The sequence below is a fragment of the Hohaiivirga grylli genome (assembly GCF_039655745.1).
Lineage (GTDB): Bacteria > Pseudomonadota > Alphaproteobacteria > Rhizobiales > Beijerinckiaceae > Hohaiivirga > Hohaiivirga grylli.
On record NZ_JBBYXI010000003.1, the window covers coordinates 101,677 to 119,925 of the forward strand.

18 protein-coding genes are annotated in these 18,249 nt (G+C 49.2%); 4 read left to right on the top strand and 14 right to left on the bottom strand.

What is annotated here, in order from left to right; all coding sequences use genetic code 11:
• Positions 1-88 precede the first annotated feature (88 nt).
• Complete coding sequence (gene serA, locus WJT86_RS08645; protein ID WP_346337165.1) at positions 89-1,678, top strand: phosphoglycerate dehydrogenase; 1,590 nt, start codon at positions 89-91, stop codon at positions 1,676-1,678.
• Between the two features lie 140 nt (positions 1,679-1,818).
• Here the strand turns inward: serA and WJT86_RS08650 are convergent, their stop codons facing one another.
• Together WJT86_RS08650 and WJT86_RS08655 are read right to left on the bottom strand one after the other, a co-directional pair.
• Complete coding sequence (locus tag WJT86_RS08650; RefSeq protein WP_407066936.1) at positions 1,819-2,781, bottom strand: 2-hydroxyacid dehydrogenase; 963 nt, start codon at positions 2,779-2,781, stop codon at positions 1,819-1,821.
• 114 nt (positions 2,782-2,895) lie between these two features.
• Positions 2,896-3,387 (bottom strand): MarR family winged helix-turn-helix transcriptional regulator, encoded by a 492-nt coding sequence (locus WJT86_RS08655; RefSeq protein ID WP_346337166.1) that lies wholly within the window; start codon positions 3,385-3,387, stop codon positions 2,896-2,898.
• A 249-nt stretch (positions 3,388-3,636) separates the two neighbouring features.
• On the opposite strand from WJT86_RS08655, the gene WJT86_RS08660 reads away from it, so the two are divergent.
• Positions 3,637-4,452: an alpha/beta fold hydrolase gene (locus WJT86_RS08660; RefSeq protein WP_346337167.1), complete on the top strand. Its 816-nt coding sequence runs from the start codon at positions 3,637-3,639 to the stop codon at positions 4,450-4,452.
• Positions 4,453-4,454: 2 nt separating this feature from the next.
• On the opposite strand, the gene WJT86_RS08665 is transcribed toward WJT86_RS08660, so the two are convergent.
• Positions 4,455-6,062, bottom strand: a complete 1,608-nt coding sequence (locus WJT86_RS08665; protein WP_346337168.1) for a glucan biosynthesis protein — start codon at positions 6,060-6,062, stop codon at positions 4,455-4,457.
• Positions 6,063-6,625: 563 nt separating this feature from the next.
• On the opposite strand from WJT86_RS08665, the gene WJT86_RS08670 reads away from it, so the two are divergent.
• Together WJT86_RS08670 and WJT86_RS08675 are read left to right on the top strand one after the other, a co-directional pair.
• A complete protein-coding gene (locus WJT86_RS08670; protein ID WP_346337169.1) occupies positions 6,626-7,780 on the top strand; it encodes a type III PLP-dependent enzyme in 1,155 nt (384 codons plus the stop codon).
• A 112-nt stretch (positions 7,781-7,892) separates the two neighbouring features.
• Positions 7,893-9,323 carry a homospermidine synthase gene (locus WJT86_RS08675; protein WP_346337170.1) on the top strand — a complete coding sequence of 477 codons (1,431 nt, stop codon included), beginning with the start codon at positions 7,893-7,895 and terminating at the stop codon, positions 9,321-9,323.
• 33 nt (positions 9,324-9,356) lie between these two features.
• Here the strand turns inward: WJT86_RS08675 and WJT86_RS08680 are convergent, their stop codons facing one another.
• The 11 genes from WJT86_RS08680 to WJT86_RS08730 all read right to left on the bottom strand — a co-directional run bounded on the left by WJT86_RS08680 (position 9,357) and on the right by WJT86_RS08730 (position 18,243).
• Positions 9,357-9,641, bottom strand: coding sequence for a hypothetical protein (locus tag WJT86_RS08680; RefSeq protein WP_346337171.1), 285 nt, complete (start codon positions 9,639-9,641; stop codon positions 9,357-9,359).
• Between the two features lie 6 nt (positions 9,642-9,647).
• On the bottom strand, positions 9,648-10,646 hold the full coding sequence (locus tag WJT86_RS08685; RefSeq protein WP_346337172.1) for a WD40 repeat domain-containing protein: 999 nt from the start codon (positions 10,644-10,646) through the stop codon (positions 9,648-9,650).
• Positions 10,647-10,679: 33 nt separating this feature from the next.
• Positions 10,680-11,645 (bottom strand): CobW family GTP-binding protein, encoded by a 966-nt coding sequence (locus tag WJT86_RS08690; RefSeq protein ID WP_346337173.1) that lies wholly within the window; start codon positions 11,643-11,645, stop codon positions 10,680-10,682.
• A gap of 113 nt (positions 11,646-11,758) precedes the next feature.
• Entirely contained in the window at positions 11,759-12,703 is a 945-nt protein-coding gene (locus tag WJT86_RS08695; protein ID WP_346337174.1) for a metal ABC transporter substrate-binding protein, read from the bottom strand.
• Between the two features lie 22 nt (positions 12,704-12,725).
• On the bottom strand, positions 12,726-13,616 hold the full coding sequence (locus WJT86_RS08700) for a metal ABC transporter permease (RefSeq protein ID WP_346337175.1): 891 nt from the start codon (positions 13,614-13,616) through the stop codon (positions 12,726-12,728).
• A complete protein-coding gene (gene aztA, locus WJT86_RS08705) occupies positions 13,616-14,365 on the bottom strand; it encodes a zinc ABC transporter ATP-binding protein AztA (protein ID WP_346337176.1) in 750 nt (249 codons plus the stop codon). The genes WJT86_RS08700 and aztA overlap by 1 nt, the downstream gene beginning before the upstream one ends.
• Before the next feature lie 309 nt (positions 14,366-14,674).
• Positions 14,675-15,199, bottom strand: coding sequence for a hypothetical protein (locus tag WJT86_RS08710; RefSeq protein ID WP_346337177.1), 525 nt, complete (start codon positions 15,197-15,199; stop codon positions 14,675-14,677).
• Positions 15,196-15,732, bottom strand: a complete 537-nt coding sequence (locus WJT86_RS08715; protein WP_346337178.1) for a hypothetical protein — start codon at positions 15,730-15,732, stop codon at positions 15,196-15,198. The genes WJT86_RS08710 and WJT86_RS08715 overlap by 4 nt, the downstream gene beginning before the upstream one ends.
• 6 nt (positions 15,733-15,738) lie before the next feature.
• Entirely contained in the window at positions 15,739-16,698 is a 960-nt protein-coding gene (locus tag WJT86_RS08720; RefSeq protein WP_346337179.1) for an ABC transporter substrate-binding protein, read from the bottom strand.
• 11 nt (positions 16,699-16,709) lie between these two features.
• On the bottom strand, positions 16,710-17,471 hold the full coding sequence (locus WJT86_RS08725; RefSeq protein ID WP_346337180.1) for an ABC transporter ATP-binding protein: 762 nt from the start codon (positions 17,469-17,471) through the stop codon (positions 16,710-16,712).
• On the bottom strand, positions 17,464-18,243 hold the full coding sequence (locus WJT86_RS08730; protein WP_346337181.1) for an ABC transporter permease: 780 nt from the start codon (positions 18,241-18,243) through the stop codon (positions 17,464-17,466). The genes WJT86_RS08725 and WJT86_RS08730 overlap by 8 nt, the downstream gene beginning before the upstream one ends.
• Positions 18,244-18,249: the final 6 nt, after the last annotated feature.

Genomic DNA, 18,249 nt, shown 5'->3' on the forward strand with positions numbered 1-18,249 from the left:
GCATGCTGTTGCCGTTTCAGGTGGCGTGCTCCCCTGCAATGGTCTGCATAAGCAGGCTTCCCATGAAATTTATGGAGTGAGGTTTATTATGGCCCCCCGTGTACTTATTTCTGATGCTCTTTCGCCTGCTGCTGTCCAAATCTTCAAGGATCGTGGCATTGAAGTTGATTTTCAGCCTGAACTTGGCAAGGACAAAGACAAGCTGGCCGAAATCATTGGTAATTATGATGGTCTGGCAATTCGCTCTGCCACCAAGGTCACACCGAAGATTCTTGAGAATGCCAAGAACCTGAAGGTTATTGGTCGCGCCGGTATCGGTGTCGATAACGTTGATATTCCAGCGGCAACGGCGCGCGGTATCATCGTCATGAACACGCCATTTGGTAACTCGATTACGACAGCAGAACATGCCATCTCCATGATGATGTCGCTGGCGCGTGAAATCCCTGCCGCTGATGCCTCAACCCGTGCTGGCAAATGGGAGAAGAACCGCTTTATGGGTGTTGAGGTTACCAATAAGACACTGGGTGTTATTGGTTGCGGAAACATTGGTTCTATTGTCGCTGACCGCGCGATTGGTCTGCGTATGAAAGTTATTGCCTTCGATCCATTCCTGTCACCAGAGCGGGCTGTTAAGCTTGGTGTTGAGAAGGTTGAGCTTGAAGACCTGCTTAAGCGTGCTGACTTCATCACGCTGCATACGCCGCTGACAGATAAAACACGGAATGTTCTTTCGGCCGACGCTATTGCCAAGATGAAAAAGGGTGTTCGTATTATTAACTGTGCCCGCGGTGGTCTGATTGATGAGAATGCATTGCGTGCCGCTCTTCTGAATGGGCATGTTGCAGGTGCGGCCCTTGACGTGTTTGCTGTTGAACCAGCGACTGATAATGAGCTGTTCAATACGCCGAATGTAATCTGCACGCCGCATCTTGGTGCCTCTACAAGTGAAGCTCAGGAAAATGTTGCGCTTCAGGTGGCTGAACAGATGTCTGACTACCTCCTGTCGGGTGCAATCAGCAATGCTGTCAACTTCCCATCAATCTCTGCTGAAGAAGCACCGCGTCTGAAGCCATTTGTTGCTCTTGCTCAGAACCTTGGCTCGTTCCTGGGCCAGCTGACGGAAGCACCGATCAAGGGCATCCGCATTGAGTATGAAGGGGCTGTTGCCCAGATGAATACCCGGGCGCTGACATCTGCTGCTGTAACAGGTGCCCTGAAGCCGTTCCTTCAGGATGTCAACATGGTGTCTGCTCCAGTTGTCGCCCGTGATCGTGGTATTACGATTGAAGAGCTGACCCGTGAGAAGGGAACGAAGGATTATGACAGCTTTATCCACGTGACTGTTATAGCAGAGGATATGTCCCGGGATGCTGGTGGTACTGTTTTCCAGGATGGTAAGCCACGTGTTCTGGAAATCCGTAGCATCTCGGTTGATGCGGAATTCACACCAAACATGATCTATGTGCGCAATGCCGATAAGCCGGGCTTCATTGGGCGCTTCGGAACGTTACTGGGTGACAATAATGTCAACTTTGCAACCTTTGCTCTCGGTCGTGAGAAGCAGGGCGGTGATGCCATCTGTCTGGCATCTGTCGATCAAGAAGTAACGCAGGAGCTGTTGCGTGAGATCGAGAGCATCCCGCAAGTTAAGCGGGCCCGTTCTGTACGCTTTTAAGAGACTTCATTCACATATCAGAGCCGGGAAATTTCCCGGCTCTTTTTATATGTAGAGACAGGCGGGTTCTACCTGTCACAGCGGGCTGGATAGCGTGATGCTTCGGAGGGAAGTATCATATAACCATCAATGCCATTGCTTTATTTGCTCCAGGGCGTTTCAGGTACTGGTGTTAATGGGGCTTTGCCTGAGAAGAAAGCCTCGATATTTTTGACAACGAGATTCCCCATAGCATTACGGGTATGTACGGATGCTGAGCCGATATGGGGAAGCAATACTGTGTTGTCGAGGTCAATCAGTTCTTGCGGCACTTGTGGCTCTTTCTCGAAAACATCAAGGCCAGCAGCAAGGATTGTTTTGTTTTTGAGAGCTGTAATCAAAGCCTGCTCATCAACAACGGTACCGCGTGCGACATTGATCAGAACACCGTCTGGACCCAAAGCCTTCAGGACGTCAGCATTCACCGCATGATAGGTTTCTTTCCCACCCGGGATAATAATGATCAGGGTATCAACTACTGCTGCGAGCTCTTTAATAGTACCGTAATAAGGATAGGATATATCATCCTGTTTTCTGCGGCCGTGATAGGCAACGGAAACACCAAACGCTTCAAGTCGCTTGGCAATAGCCTTGCCAATGCGCCCAAGGCCGACGATGCCCGCTTTTCTGTCCCGCAAGGTTGGTGATAATGGGAAGCCGCCTTTCAGCCACTTGCCCTCTCTGACGAACCTGTCTGCCTGCGGAATCAGGCGTAATGTAGCAAGAAGAAGGGCAAGTGCAGTGTCTGCAACCTCTTCATTCAGAACATCAGGTGTATTGGTAACGATAATCCCGTTTTCAGCAGCATAGCCGGTGTCAATGTTGTCGTAACCGACGCCAAAGCCTGAAACGATTTTTAACTGCGGGCATTGGCGCATGATATCTGCCGTGACCGGATTTTTACCAACGGCACTGACAATACCCTGAATGCGTGGACCAACTTCTGCCACAAGGGCATGTTTGTCAGTCGCTTTATCTAAACGATGGATAATGAAGTTTTTTTCAAGATTGGCGTCAGGCTCCGGCATCAAGGCACCGGTTTGTAATATCTCAATCTTTGACAAGGTAGAACTCCATAGCTGGCATAATTGGATAACCGTTTGATTATGCCATGATATACGAGTTATCTCAGATTGATCACGTATTATTTTGCAATTCTGCCGTGCGATTTCAGGGCATCACGTCGCAGAGTCTTCGTCAGAAGAAGTCACATTGGATGTGTCAGGTTCCGAAAAATTACGGATGATGCGGCGCAAGAGCTTTCGTAAGCGACGCTGATCCTTCTCATCAAAACCTGCTGATAGTTCTGCTTCTGTTTTATCCCAGAGCGAATTGATCCAATCAATCTGCTTCTGACCTTCTTTTGTCAAAGCAACATGGATAACTCGGTTATCTGTTTGAGATGTTGAAAGTCGTTTGACCAGTTTGAGATTGGATAAACGTGAAACCGTCTTTGAGACAGTTGGGGGTTTTACGCCAAGTAATGCTGCCAATTCACTGATGCTGATTGGCTTGTCTGATGTTGCCAGGATTTGCATGATCTGCTCTTGCCCGGCAACCATATTGTAATCTGTCAGACGGCTATTCAGGCGGTTACGATGAAGGCGGGCAGCCTGGATAATGAGACGGCCTAGGCTTTTTTCAGTCGGGTGTTTTCGTTTGGTATCCATAGTCACCCCCTGTAAATAATGTATTCAATATTTGAAACATAGTTTCATAGAATAGGTAAATACGAAAGATGGCTATGTTGCTGTCTGTAAAGTTCTTGTCCCGGGCGTAATATAAATATGCCGCCTGTATACACAGAACCTGTTTTTCGGGACGCGACCAAAGGCCGTCGTGACGTATTGTTTCTCTGGATATAGGTTGCTCGGAAATGGAACGTTTTTCCAATAATTATCAAGTTTGACGAGACAAATATGCCCTTCACGATATCTGCTGCCGGTAAGATAAAAGACACTTTTGTTGAGACAGACAAGGGAAAGCTCTTTGTCCGGATATGGGGAGATGCCGATAATCTGGAGACACGGGCGCCGATTATTCTACTGCATGACTCTCTCGGAAGCGTAGAGTTGTGGCGTGACTTTCCGGCAGCATTGTCGGCTGCAACCAAACGGACCGTTATTGCATATGACCGGCTGGGTTTTGGTAACTCTGATCCACGTTCGGATTACCTTGATCTCGATTTTATCAGCAAGGAGACTGTTGAGGGGATTGCAGCTCTTCGCCAGCATCTTCAACTTAGCCAGATAATCCTGTTTGGACATAGTGTTGGTGGCGGTATGGCAGTTTCAGCCGCCGCCGCGATGCCTGATCGTGTCGTTGCTGTCATTACGGAATCTGCGCAGGCCTTTGTTGAAGACCGGACTGTTGAAGGCATTAAAGATGCACAGCTTGCTTTTGAAATACCGGAGCAGGTTGAGCGCTTGGCTAAATACCATGGCACAAAGGCCAGATGGGTTCTTGATGCGTGGGTTAAGAGCTGGCTCTCACCTGAATTTGCATCATGGACGCTTGAGCCTGCCATTACAGCGGTCCGGTGCCCGGTATTCGCTATTCACGGTGATTTTGACGAATATGGATCGCTCATCCATCCTGAGAAAATCTCCAGTTCTCCTCTTTGTCAGGGAGAAATGGAGATATTTCATGAGTGTGGTCACCTTCCTCATCGAGAAAGGCCTGAGGCCGTTTTGCGTGTCGTTAGTTCATTCCTTGAGCGACGACTGGGTGCATAGCGTTAGCTGGCATCCCATGGATATGTCCATGTTTCAGTCAGCGTTCTGTTGCCTGATTTCAGATAGACACGCAGGTCTGTTGACTGGCCAATATCCAGTTTGACATCAACAGCAGCCCTAAAGCCGCCGATATGTTCATTCGGTACAATGAATGTACGTAGAATCTTACCGTTTGAAGTTGATGGCACAATTTCGACGAGGCTTGGATCAGACAGGTAATAGGTGAGATCCTTACCCGCAAAATCAATCATAAAGCGCCTTGTTGTCGGATCACTCGGTTCATTGGAACCACTGGCCCTTGCCGGTGTCTGGAATGTATTGATGGCCCGTCCCCCCGGATGCAGCTTCTTGTAAGCGGAAACAGCAGTCAGTTTATAGGAAAGCGTCGTTTCCTGACCGGGTTTCAATGGCTGCTTGGGCTGCCAGTATGCGGCTGTATTATCATGGGTTTCATTGTCTGTCGGTAATTCAAGCAGCTCAACAGCACCTTCACCCCACTGGCCAATTGGCTCAATCCAGTATCCCGGACGTTTGTGATAGGCAGCTTCCAGATCCTGATAGTTTTCAAAGACCCGATCACGCTGCATCAGGCCAAAGCCACGTGGGTTGTTGTCCACGAATGATGATACACGCTTGCGGTCCGGGTTGCGAAGTGGGCGCCATATCCATTCCCCACTACCAGACTGCATCAACAAGCCATCTGAATCATGGGCTTCCGGACGGAAATCATCGGCAGCGTGACGATCATTCTCGCCACGGAAAAACATGGAAGACAGCGGAGCAATACCGATTGATGTAATTTCTTTCCGTGGGAACAGGGTTGCTGTCACTTCGATCGTTGTTTCATCTTCAGGATAAACGCGGAAGCGATAGGCCCCCGTCAGAGATGGCCCATCAAGCATTGCATAGATTGTGACGCAGGCTGTATCGCTGTTTTGCGGCTCAACCCAGAATTCACGAAACCTTGGAAACTCTTCAGGGTCATTCTCACCGATATTAACGGCAATGCCACGGGCGGAGAGGCCGTAGTTTTGGTCACGGCCAAGGAAACGGAAGTAGCTGGCGCCAAGAAATGCAATCAGCTCATCATTCACATTGGGCTTATTGAGCGGATAGTGCAGGCGGAAGCCGGCAAACCCCAGATTGACAGGAAGTGGCTTCTCAAACTTGAACCCACCGAGGTCAAACAGGTTTGACTGATAAGGAACAGGAGCAGGGATGCCGTCTTTAATAATATTGACGGTAACCGGCCTCTGATAAAGGAATCCGAGATGGAACATCTGCATCAGGAACGGGCTGTTTGCCCCTGTTGTAAGCGCCTTGTCGGGACGGAAACGAATATTTCTGTAGGTGTCAAAGTCAAGCCGGTTGAGGGGCTCTGGTAATGCAGGCTGGTTGCTTTCAAAAGGAGCACTCGCTGCATCACGGGCGCGTTTCAGGACATCTTCAAAGCGGAAAGGTTCCGGGCCATTACCTTGAGGAGCTTTCTGGGCCAGTGCCGGAATTGCCGGAATAACGGCCGTTATGACCGACAATGCGGCCAACCCTTTGAGGGTTGAGCGGCGAGACAGGAAAGATGCTTGATTTTCCAGCTGTTTTGAAGATGTCATGGTAGAAAAATATATCTCGTGTTGGGACTATGGGAACATATTTCCATATAGCCCTGAACAAAAGCTGAAGATTGCTGATAAAATAGTTCAAGAAATTAAAAAAACACTTGATATCCCGTGTAAACAACCCTATTTGCCGTATTGCCCAATTTCGCACGTGCCTGTGGTCGCGTGCCGGTTGGAGGACTTCCGGACAAGAGGCCGGAAAACCTCCCGAATGGAAAACGTTCGACACCATAACCGGCAGCCGGAGGCGAAACCGGCGCACCTCGTTCTCAAACGGGGGACGTGACTTAAAGTAACGACGAACGGGCTTTTTTGGTCTCTGTCGGCCTTCCAAAATGCCGACAACCGAAGAGGCTTGTTTATCTTTGCCAGGCGTGCGGACGGGAGTTCCCCATCCAATCCAAGGCAGCATCGCCGGATATAGGCCGGTTTAGTCGCCGTGTCTCCAACGCACGGGGATGAAACCTGTTTCTGTATTCGTTGACGCCGGGCGGCTTGCCGTCTGATTTTCAATTTACGGCTTTATGCCGGTTTGAACCTTTGGTGGGGAGAGCGCCATGACAGAGCGCATCCGTGAGTTTCTGCGTAACCGACGCGAGGATGGTCCATGCCTCGTTGTTGATCGTGAAGTCATTCAAGATAACTACATTAAGTTTGCCCGTTCTCTGCCGGATACGCGGGTCTTCTATGCTGTGAAGGCTAATCCTGCACCGGAAGTCTTGTCACTTCTGGCTGAGCTTGGCTCATGCTTTGATACAGCTTCTGTTGTTGAGATCGAGTTGGCTCTGGCTGCCGGTGCAACACCAGATCGTATTTCCTTCGGTAATACCATCAAGAAAGAACGCGATATTCTCCGTGCACTGGAGCTGGGTGTCCGTTTGTTTGCTGTTGACTGTGAAGTAGAAGTCGAGAAGATCGAACGTGCCGGACTGGCTGCGAGTGTTCCACTTGCTGACATTCAGGTCTTTTGCCGTATCCTGTGTGATGGGGCAGGAGCGGAATGGCCATTGTCCCGTAAGTTTGGCTGTGTGCCAGAGATGGCGATTGATGTCCTTGAACATGCACATCGCCTTGGTCTCAGGGCATATGGTATTTCATTCCATGTTGGCTCGCAGCAGCGTAATACAGGCTCGTGGGATGGTGCACTTGCGTCTGCATCTCAAGTTTTTAAGGCATGTGCCGAGCGTGGTATTGCTCTTTCCATGGTCAATCTTGGTGGTGGTTTTCCTGCCAAGTATCTGAAAAGCATTCCTGCTGTTGAAGCCTATGGCAATGCAATTTTCGAGGCTCTGTCAAAGCACTTTGGAAATCACATTCCAGAGACAATCATTGAACCGGGCCGCGGTATGGTTGGAAATGCCGGTATCATTGAAAGTGAAGTTGTGCTGATTTCCAGGAAGTCAGCTGATGAGGATGATATCCGCTGGGTTTATCTGGATATCGGCAAGTTTGGCGGACTTGCCGAGACTATGGATGAGGCGATCCGTTACCCGATCCATACCAAGCATGACAGTGACCGTAAAATACCTTGTATCCTTGCTGGTCCCACATGTGATTCAGCCGATGTACTTTATGAGAAAGAGCCATATTTCCTGCCTGTTTCACTTGAAATAGGTGATAAGGTTCTGATCGAAGGTACAGGGGCCTATACAACAACTTATTCGGCGGTTGCTTTTAATGGTTTTCCGCCGCTTAAAAGTTACGTCATCTGAGTAAATATCATTGATTGCGGGGCCGTATGTTTTGCGGCTCCGTGATTACCACAGGAGGCACTATGGTGCGTTCGCATCTTTGATGCGTGTAGTAAATATCAGGAGAAAATGAATGGATGCTTGGCCCGTCTACGGTCGTATTGAAGGACCGGTCGTTTTGATCGGTTTTGGTTCGATCGGAAGAGGCACGTTGCCGTTACTTGAACGTCACTTTGAATTCGACAAGACCCGTATGGTCGTTATCGATCCCAAGGATGATAATCGCTATCTGTTAGATGAGCGAGGTATCCGCTACGAACAGGTCAAGTTAACTCCTGAAAATTATCGCGATATTTTGACCCCGATGTTAACCGCCGGAGGGGGGAAGGGTTTCTGTATCAACCTTTCTGTCGATACGTCTTCCCGCGATATCATGACACTTTGTCGTCAGCTGGGCGCCCTTTACATAGATACAGTTGCCGAGCCCTGGGAAGGTTTTTACTACGATAAAGATGCAGGTGCTGCCGATCGGACGAACTATGTTTTGCGCGAGATTATTCTCGAAGCAAGGCGCCGCTCACCGGGTGGGATGACAGCTGTGTCATGTTGTGGTGCAAACCCGGGAATGGTGTCATGGTTTGTGAAGCAGGCCCTTCTCAATATTGCGCGGGATAGTGGCATTACATTTGACATACCGCAGAAACGCTCTGAATGGGCCGCTTTGATGCAACGTGTTGGCATTAAGGGAATACATGTTGCTGAACGCGATACCCAGCGTGCCCGTCAGCCAAAGCCTGAACAGGTTTTTGTGAATACCTGGTCTGTTGAAGGGTTCATTGCAGAGGGTGTGCAGCCTGCTGAACTGGGATGGGGCACGCACGAAAAGTGGTTGCCGGATAATGCTGGTCAGCACGACAAGGGTAATGGTGCTGCCATCTATCTGATGCAGCCGGGCGCCAATACCCGTGTGCGGACATGGACACCGAGCACGGGTGCTCATTACGGGTTTCTGATTACGCATAACGAAGCCATTTCAATCTCGGATTATTTTACGGTTAGAGAAGGCGATAAGGTGGTTTACCGTCCGACCTGTCACTACGCTTATCACCCCTGTGATGATGCTGTTCTCTCGCTGCATGAGATGTTTGGTCAGAGTGCGCAGCCGCAGGAGAAACATCATCTTCTGAATGAAGATGAAATTCTTGATGGAGCAGATGAACTGGGTGTTCTGCTTTATGGGCATGGTAAGAATGCCTATTGGTATGGATCTAATTTATCTATTGAGGAAGCACGACGTCTGGCGCCCCTCCAGAATGCAACAGGCTTGCAGGTTTCATCTGCTGTGCTTGCTGGAATGGTCTGGGCGCTTGAAAACCCGAATTGCGGGATTGTCGAAGCTGATGAGTTAGATTTCCAGCGCTGCCTTGAGGTACAGAGCCCCTATCTTGGATCAGTCAAAGGTTATTATACAGACTGGACACCGCTTGAAGGGCGACCCGGGTATTTCCCTGAAGATATTGATACGTCTGATCCCTGGCAGTTCAGGAATATTCTCGTTCATTAATATAAGAAACGCGTCAGTGATCTGGCGCGTTTCTTATATCTCGACCTCAGCGAGCGCGGAAGCGACATCTTCTGCCTGCACATCTATCATTGCTTTTGGAATTTTGCAGGCCTGAGTTTTTTTGCCTTTTGCCATAATCAGAATGATTGTTTCCACTCCGGGGCAGGCAGGATCATTACAGTCAATTTCATTGACGGCAAGGCTGGTCTCTGGTGTGCATTTTGGATGCAGCATTGCCCACTGTTTAATTTTCTGGATTGTTTCACGGTCCGGCTTTGCGGCTCTGAAGCGTCCAAAAATTGAGGAGAGGGCTGCCATTTGCCATCAGCTCGGAAGGGTCAGGATACCGGCTTGCCCATCTTCGCAGCCATAGACAAGTTTCATGCCCAGTTTATCCCATGCAAGGGCAGTGACAGCACTCCCTTTGGTTTCTGCACGAACAAGCAGTTCACTGGCATCTGTAAAGCGAACAAGCAGGATGCAGCCGTCTTCATAGCCCACTGCCAGAACCAGTGCGCGCGGGTGGAAGCTGACACAGGAGACCCGTGCCGGGCGGACACCGCATTCTCGTGGCTGCTTACCCATCGGGCCGTCTTTGCTGTCAAAGGGCCAGACAATCGCAGCATCGGCACCACTGGTTGCCAGCCATTTGCCATCACTAGACCATGAGAATGAACGGGTCTTAGAAGGATAACCGGTCATCCGCATATGGTTTTTGTCTTGCAGCCGCCACCCGTGCAGAGCACTTTCCTGCATGGAGGTTACAACAAAGCGGCCATCAGGAGACCAGACAACATCAAGGTGTGAGCCCTTCCATTCAAGGATATCAGGCGTTCCTTCAATGTTCGGGAACCATAGAGTTACACCGTTATAGTGGCTGATTGCCAGACGGTGTCCTTTGGGAGCAAAGGCCAAGCCGCGGGCAGAGGAGGGGACAGAGAGCGTTTTCTCTTTACCTTTGCCGTCATTCGCAAAGACATCTTTGCCAGAGCTATAGGCAAAGCTGCCATCTGCTTTTGCAGCGACTGCATCAATCCACCGCCCTTGCTTGAGGGCAACTTCCTTGATGTTTCCTGAGGTATCACATGAAACGATACGCCCGTCATCACCACCGGTCAGCAGACGCGATCCATCAGAATGCCCGACAAGGACAGCACCATCGGGATGCGCTTCAAGGGTATGGGCATCTTCAATGCCATTACTCAGCACGATGGTGCCATCTGCAAGTGCCAGGGCGGCCTTATCCTGCAACCAGCAGGCGGTTACCACATGGGCAGAGGTAGTGATAGGTTTGACGTTATCCCGCAGTGAGTTGGACGACATTGATCTTTCCGTTGCAATAGGCTGTTGGCTGCACTATTCGGCGACTGTTGCCAGAAAGTCCAGTCGAATTGCTTCTGCATCCAGATCGCGACCAATGAAGACAACCCGTGAAACGCGCTTTTCTCCCGGCTTCCAATCCTGCTGGACATCGCCATCAAGGATCATGTGGACACCCTGAAACACGAAGCGCTTTGGTTCATTCGGGAAAGCCAGAATGCCCTTACAACGAAGAATGTTAGGTCCCTGTTCCTGAGTGATCTGAGAAATCCATGGCATGAATTTTTCAGGATTGACCTCACCATCATAGGAAACGGAGATCGACTGAATATCGTCATCATGATGATGGTGATGACCATCTTCGAGGAAGTCAGGTTCGATTTCCATAATGCGATCAAGGTCGAAAGCATTACGATCAAGAACCTCACTCAGAGCAATATCGCAATTCTTCGTACGATGCAGCTTGGCATAGGGGTTGATAGCACGGATCATACGCTCAACATTCTGCAACTCTTCATCACTGACGAGGTCAATTTTGTTGAGCAGGATGACATCCGCAAAAGCAATCTGGTTTTTAGCTTCTGGTGCATCTTTCAGGCGTTCGGCAAGCCATTTGGCATCTGCAACTGTAACGACGGCATCAAGACGGGCCGTATCTGAAACATCCTGATCCATGAAGAATGTCTGGGCAACAGGGGCAGGGTCTGCAAGTCCCGTTGTTTCGACAATGATGGCATCGAACTTGCCTTTGCGCTTCATCAGTCCATCAAGGATGCGGATCAGGTCGCCCCGTACGGTGCAGCAGATGCACCCGTTATTCATCTCGAAGACTTCTTCTTCTGCCCCGACCACCAGATCGTTATCAATACCGATTTCGCCAAACTCATTGACGATCACCGCATAGCGTTTTCCGTGGTTCTCGGTGAGAATACGATTGAGGAGGGTGGTTTTACCAGCACCCAGATAACCGGTGAGTACTGTGACAGGAATTTTCTCGGACATGATGTTTCCATAAAGCTGCAGAACGCAGCATAGCAGATGTAAACTTGGATAAGATTTCTAGACGTTAAATGTCGTTATGGAAATCCGGTTATTCAAGAGGCTGTGATTAAAATCTATTTGGCAAGGGCCTTCTGAAGAGCTTTGATGTTGTACTCCATCATCTTCAAGTACGTAGGGGCCGGGCCATCTTTTGGTGACAGACTATCAGAGAAAATAGGGTCACCAATCTTGGCTCCAGTCTCCTGGGATATCTGTTTAATGAGTCTTGGATTGGAGAGTGTTTCAATAAACACAGCCGGAATCTTTTCGGTTTTGATACGACGGATAATCTTGGCAACATCTTTGGCAGATGCTTCAGATGCAGAAGAAATCCCCTGAACACCAATGAATGTTATGCCATAGGCATTCGCAAAATAACCGAACGCATCATGGGGTGTGATGACTTTGCGATGATCAATGGGAAGGGCTGAAATGACCGTGCGGATTTCCTGATCAACCTGATCTAATTTTTCCAGATAATGATCAGCATTTTGGGTATAGGTTTCTTTGCCCTCCGGATCGAGCTCAATCAGCGCATCACGGATATTTGCAACATAGATTTTTACATTTGCAACATCCTGCCATGCATGAGGGTCTGTATCATCATGATGATTGTGGTCAGATGCATGATCGTGCCCGTCATGGCTGTGCGGATGAATATCGAGGGGAGTAATCCCTTTACTTGCTGTGATGACTTTTGCACTTGTGCCAGATGATGAGATCAGACGTTTGATCCAGCCTTCGAAAGACAGACCGTTTTCGAAAATAATATCTGCTTCCTTAATCGTCCGGACATCTGTCGCACTTGGCGAGTAGACATGCGCATCTCCGCCCGGCTGAACCAGAACCGATACCTGGCCCCTGTCTCCGGCAATATTCTGTACGATATCACCAAGGATGGAAAAGGTTGCGACGATTTTCTTCGGAGCATTCTGTTGTGCGTTTGCGGTTGTCAGTAGGGGAGCAACCAGCAGGAGGCTGACTAAAGGGATTAAAATATGTTTTCTGATCCAGAACATGGGTGTTCCTTTCATCAGGTCTTTATGCTGACAGATGTTTACGTGGGCGCAATTTCTGAATGAGGCTGCCATTCGTGCCGCCAATAACAGACAGAATATAGATGAACCCCGCAATTAAAACGATGGCAGGGCCGGCAGGCAGTTGACGTGCATCAGGTGAAATCAGTTCTGCATGAAATGAGAGCAGCAGTCCGCCATATCCGGCTAGCGCACCGATGATGATGGCAATGATAATCATCTTTGTGATGTCATTGCTCCAGAAGCGTGCAGCTGTCGCAGACAGCATCATAATACCGACGACCAGAAGAGTACCCAGTGCCTGAAAACCGCCGACAAGATTAAGAACGACGAGGCTCAGGAATATGAGATGGACAATCGGCCCGGACCGACTGACGGACCGTAAGAAAACCGGGTCAACAGAATCAAGAACCAGAGGCCGGTAAATCAAGGCGATAATGATAATGGTACCACTGGCAACGGCTGTCAGCAGCAGGAGGCTGGGATCATCAAGAGCCAGGATAGAGCCAAACAGAACATGCAGGAGATCAACACCTGAGCCGCGCAGCGAGATGATAACCACACCAAGCGCCAGTGAGATCAGATAAAATGCGGCAAGTGAGGCATCTTCTTTCAGATGGGTTGAACGGGAAACAAGGCCGGACAGAACCGCAACAATCATACCCGCAATAACACCACCAATACTCATGGCGGGAAGAGAGAAACCGGCAATCAGATAGCCAATGGCAGCTCCCGGAAGAATGGCATGGGACATGGCATCTCCCGTGAGGCTCATCCGTCGCAACATGAGAAAGACACCAACAGGGCCCGCTCCCAGTGCGATACAGAAACTGCCAAACAGGGCCCTGCGCATGAAATCAAATTCAACGAATGGTGAGATCAACAGATCGAACATCAGGCTGCTCTCTCACAGTCATGGGCATGCGGGTCATACGCTTCTGTCATGGAGCGGGAGCGTTCCATGTTCTCAGAGCAGAGTACTGCGCTGGTCTCTCCCCAGGCGATAGGCTCACGTGCGATGAGCAGCGTTTCAGGGAATGCACGTTTAACAAGCTCGGTATCATGCAAGACAGCAACGATTGTACGCTTCTCATGGTGCCAGTGATGAATGATATGCATCAGGTCATGCGCAGTCTTGGCGTCAATTGCATTGAAAGGCTCATCAAGCAAAATGATGGGGGCATCTTGTAATATCAGGCGTGCAAACAGGCAGCGCTGCATCTGCCCCCCTGACAGGGTACCGATTGTTCTGTTTTCAAACCCGGTCAGGCCGACAGCATGAAGCGCGTCTGCAATTTTATTCTTGCCGCTGGCAGATATCCCCCGAAAGAAACCAATTGTGTTCCATAGTCCCATGGATACAAGATCATAGACCGTTATCGGGAATGAGCGGTCAATATCCGCTGCCTGAGGCAGATAAGCGATGTTGTGCCGCTTATGAGAGGCGAGTTCAATATGGCCGCCAATGGGCTTCAGGCTTCCGCTAATGCCTTTAAGAAGGGTTGATTTCCCGGCACCATTCGGGCCGACGATAGCTGTGAGGCTGCCATGGGCAAAGTTGCCGGAAAGGTGATGAACGGCTGGGTGACGATTGTAGCCCAGCGTCAAATCCTGGCAGCGGATTGCTGATTGTCTTTCTGGCATTAAAACCACCCAAGTAAGGTTGCTACTGTGAACCATAAGATGGCTGATATTCCGAGTGAGAAAGCCATTCGTGATGCAACTGATACCCTCAATAATGAGAACGTAGCCTCTGCGGCTATGAGTGAGGTTGGGCTCCCATGATGGTGGTGGGGCGTTGCGTGGTGATCATGTGAATGGTTCATAATGTAACATTATAACATTATATTTTGAATGAAAAGAGGGATTAATCGTTTTTCAGGAAATCATCTGGCGTAATTAAAAAAAAGAGGGGCTTGCCCCTCTTCTATGTTGAATACATATCCAGAGATTTTAAATGCGACGGAGGTAAGTGCTGGGTGGTGCGGCTAGAACCGCAGCAGCAAGTTTTTGTTTTTGCTCTGTCCACAAAGGCTTTTCAGCATCTGTGATTTTACCACTTCTTGACAATTTACCAAGGCGAACAAATTCAGGATTAACGGCAGCCTGAATAACTTCATAAGCGGCTGACTTACCATCAATTGTTACTTCAAACCAAAGCGGGCCAGCAGGGGATTCAGGTGCGTTGGATGATGCTACAGAAGCTTCCTCCAGTTTATAAACACCACGTGTGAATGCCCGTGAAATTAGTTCAACACTGTCGCGTAAACCAGGTCCGGCAAAGGTAGTACGGAAAGAGATACTGGTCCGGTCCGGTGCCTTGCCTGATGTTAGCTCAGAGAACGCGAGTTGCATCAGGCGGAAGCCAAGAGCCAGACCACCGATACTGTCTTTTCCATGGTATTTCATACAATCATCAAAGTTGATTGTGATTTCGTCACCATGATCAATAACAGTGATATTATCTTGACTGCTCATATGGTTACCTCTCTTGCATGGAATAGCTGCTCATCCGGTGCACCAAGGAGTCTACCGATCAGAGCGTGTTTGGCTATCTGGTAATCAGCAAGCTCCTGCGTGCTCCCTGTTCCATCCTGATGGCGTTTGATCTGCTCAATGAAGCTATCGGTGAAGAAACCCTTTGCCAGCCAGTAACCCATGGCTTTTTTTCCGATTGCGATTTCAAAGTAGAAACGTCCGGCAACGGAGAGTGGTGCCTCAGGAGGGCCAGCTTCTGTATCAATTACCAGACGGTTTCTTGTTCTGGCGCGTGTGATCATCTCAACACAATCAAGGATGCCGTCACCGGGAAAGGCAACCAGCACCCGGATATCATTGCGATGGGGTGGAGCTTCAGGGCTCAGGTCAGAGAAGGCTCGGGCAAAGAGCCGCAGACAGAGCGCGGAAGCGACGATCTGATCTGGGCCAGTATAGCGAACCAGATCATCGCGGCCTATGGCAATTACGCCATCCTGATCACGTACTGTGATAAATTGAATAGGGACTGTCATGATTGTTTACTCAATTGTGAAGGCTGATGGATCAATCAGCTGAGCACGGATATCGATCTTCTTTTTCAGCATATCGGATTCAAGCATGAAATCTTGATCTGCTTCCAGATTTGCAACATCTGCATCATTCATGCGGATGGAAAAGTCATACCATTCCAGCATGCGCTTGGCATCTGCGAAAGAGATCTTCTGTTCATCCGCAGCCAGCTTCAGAGCCTCGTCAGAATGCTCTTTCATGAAAGTGAGAGCCTTTTTGTGGGCTGAGAGATAAGCTTTGACAACTTCTGGGTGGTTCTTGATCAGGTCGCCACGAACTGCGATGACGGTTGTCGGCTGGATATAATCCTCACCACTAACCAGAATTTTTCCACCGGCTTCTTCAACTGCAAGGGCATTGTTGCCCGCGAGCGTTGCGGCATCAACCTTGCCTGCAAGTAGGGCAGCACGTGCAGCTGGTAAATCCATATTGACGTGATTAATATCAGAGAGCTTCATACCATTTTTTGCAAGGGCAGAGGCTAAGAGCTGATGCAGAGTTGTACCTTTGGGGCCCGCAACGGATTTGCCTTTTAGGGATTTTATATCTGTAGAACCGTCTTTACCCGTCATAATGAAAAAGGCTTTTGGGCTGCGGCTATAGACAGCAATAATCTTAACATCGACACCATTTGCACTACCGAGGATTGCAGAAGCTCCTCCAAGGACACTGGCAATCTGAATTTCACCTGCTGCAAGTGCCTGAATCTGTTTGGCACCAGATGTAATTTCTGGAGATTCCACTTTGATGTTCAAAGCTTTGAACTCATCATCAAGGAAGCCTTTGGCGCGCATGACGATGGATGGAACATTAAAGGGTGAGGAGACATATGTAATGCCAATTTTATTGAGCTTTTCGGCTGCTGATAAAGGCATGGTTGACGCAATGATTGCTGTCAACGCTACCAGAATAGTAGATAGCTTTTTCATTTTTTACTTTCCTATTTATTGATCAAGGAGGGCTGCTCTTCGTTCTCAAAGCCCTGCAGGATAAGTCTGCGCATGGCTGTAATTTTTTCTGTTGTTGGATCTCGTGGGCGGGGTATGTTGATATCGTAGCGTTCGGTAATAAGGCCGGCATGCATCCGATACACGACATCACCTAGAAGGACGGCTTCTTCTACGTCATGGGTGACAAATACAACAGTTGGTTTGCGTGCCATCCAGATTGTTGTCAGCTCGCCTTGCAAACGTCGGCGGGTCATGGCGTCAAGGGCAGCGAAGGGTTCATCCAGTAAAAGAAGATCTGGGTTTCCTACCAAGGCTCTGGCCAGACCCACACGGCTTGCCATCCCCCCGGATAACTGATCAGGACGGGCTTGCGCAAACCTCTCAAGCCCCATCATAGACAGAACATCCGCAACTCGTCGGTTTAGATCTTGCTTTGAGGTTTTGTTTTTAAGGCCAAAGCCGATGTTCTGGCTGACAGTCAACCAAGGCATCAGGCGAGGCTCCTGAAAAACATATCCAATTTGGAGAGATGGGCTGATGACACTGCATGGTGGAATATCTCGATGAATGCTGCCGGTTGTTGGTTCAATTAATCCCGCAAAGGCTCTTAGCAGGGTTGTCTTGCCACAGCCTGATGGGCCAACGAGAACAGTGAAACTGCCTGTTGGTAATGTGATATTGATATCCGAAAGCGCATGCACATCATTGCCATCAACATGATAGATTTTTCCAAGGCTCTTACATTCAAGCATTGGCTGGCCCCTCATCAATCTTTACCCATGGGGCAAAACGGACAATAAGCCATCTTGCAACCCAGTCGCTGGTCAGGCCAAGGATGCCAATAACAATAATTCCGACGACAATAATATCGGTTCTCGCAAGATTTTCGGCATCCACGATCATATATCCGAGGCCTGCCGCAGAGGCGACCAGCTCGGCGCCAACTAAAGCTCGCCAACCCTGGCCAAGTGCAATGCGTAATCCAATGACAATTGCCGGAAGGGCTGAGGGCAAAACAATCCGCCAGAGTATCTGCGGATTATTTAATCCTGATATGCGCCCGACTTCCTTGAGCTTGGGGTCACATTGAGCAATCCCTCCCAGTGCCCCAAGAAATATCGGGAAGAAACATGCCAGTATGATAATTCCAACCTTCTGCGCCTCTCCAATGCCAAGCCACAGTATCAGCAAAGGCATCATGGCAAGAGGGGGGATTTGCCGCAAAAATTCAAGGGTAGGATTAAGAATACGCTTGGCCCATACAGACTGTGACAGCATAAAAGCGGCAGGTAATGAAAGAGCTACAGCAAGTATATAACCAGATGTCAGTCTTTTGATGCTGACAACAATATGCTCAAACAATACGCCGTCACATACAAGCTCTACTGCCGCACTGAAAGCCATAGCAGGCGAAGGCAGCAGAATGCTTGGAATATCCAATAGAGTAAGGCTTCCTGCCCAGAGAGCTATTGTTGCAACAATAACAATGAGCGGAATTGATATTTTTAATGCAATAGACCGCACGTGACC

Coding starts and splice junctions, on each gene's coding strand:
- serA (WP_346337165.1), top strand. CDS start 89: ATGGCCCCCCGTGTACTTATTTCTGATGCTCTTTCGCCTGCTGCTGTC.
- WJT86_RS08655 (WP_346337166.1), bottom strand. CDS start 3,387: ATGGATACCAAACGAAAACACCCGACTGAAAAAAGCCTAGGCCGTCTC.
- WJT86_RS08660 (WP_346337167.1), top strand. CDS start 3,637: ATGCCCTTCACGATATCTGCTGCCGGTAAGATAAAAGACACTTTTGTT.
- WJT86_RS08665 (WP_346337168.1), bottom strand. CDS start 6,062: ATGACATCTTCAAAACAGCTGGAAAATCAAGCATCTTTCCTGTCTCGC.
- WJT86_RS08670 (WP_346337169.1), top strand. CDS start 6,626: ATGACAGAGCGCATCCGTGAGTTTCTGCGTAACCGACGCGAGGATGGT.
- WJT86_RS08675 (WP_346337170.1), top strand. CDS start 7,893: ATGGATGCTTGGCCCGTCTACGGTCGTATTGAAGGACCGGTCGTTTTG.
- WJT86_RS08680 (WP_346337171.1), bottom strand. CDS start 9,641: ATGGCAGCCCTCTCCTCAATTTTTGGACGCTTCAGAGCCGCAAAGCCG.
- WJT86_RS08685 (WP_346337172.1), bottom strand. CDS start 10,646: ATGTCGTCCAACTCACTGCGGGATAACGTCAAACCTATCACTACCTCT.
- WJT86_RS08690 (WP_346337173.1), bottom strand. CDS start 11,645: ATGTCCGAGAAAATTCCTGTCACAGTACTCACCGGTTATCTGGGTGCT.
- WJT86_RS08695 (WP_346337174.1), bottom strand. CDS start 12,703: ATGTTCTGGATCAGAAAACATATTTTAATCCCTTTAGTCAGCCTCCTG.
- WJT86_RS08700 (WP_346337175.1), bottom strand. CDS start 13,616: ATGTTCGATCTGTTGATCTCACCATTCGTTGAATTTGATTTCATGCGC.
- aztA (WP_346337176.1), bottom strand. CDS start 14,365: ATGCCAGAAAGACAATCAGCAATCCGCTGCCAGGATTTGACGCTGGGC.
- WJT86_RS08710 (WP_346337177.1), bottom strand. CDS start 15,199: ATGAGCAGTCAAGATAATATCACTGTTATTGATCATGGTGACGAAATC.
- WJT86_RS08715 (WP_346337178.1), bottom strand. CDS start 15,732: ATGACAGTCCCTATTCAATTTATCACAGTACGTGATCAGGATGGCGTA.
- WJT86_RS08720 (WP_346337179.1), bottom strand. CDS start 16,698: ATGAAAAAGCTATCTACTATTCTGGTAGCGTTGACAGCAATCATTGCG.
- WJT86_RS08725 (WP_346337180.1), bottom strand. CDS start 17,471: ATGCTTGAATGTAAGAGCCTTGGAAAAATCTATCATGTTGATGGCAAT.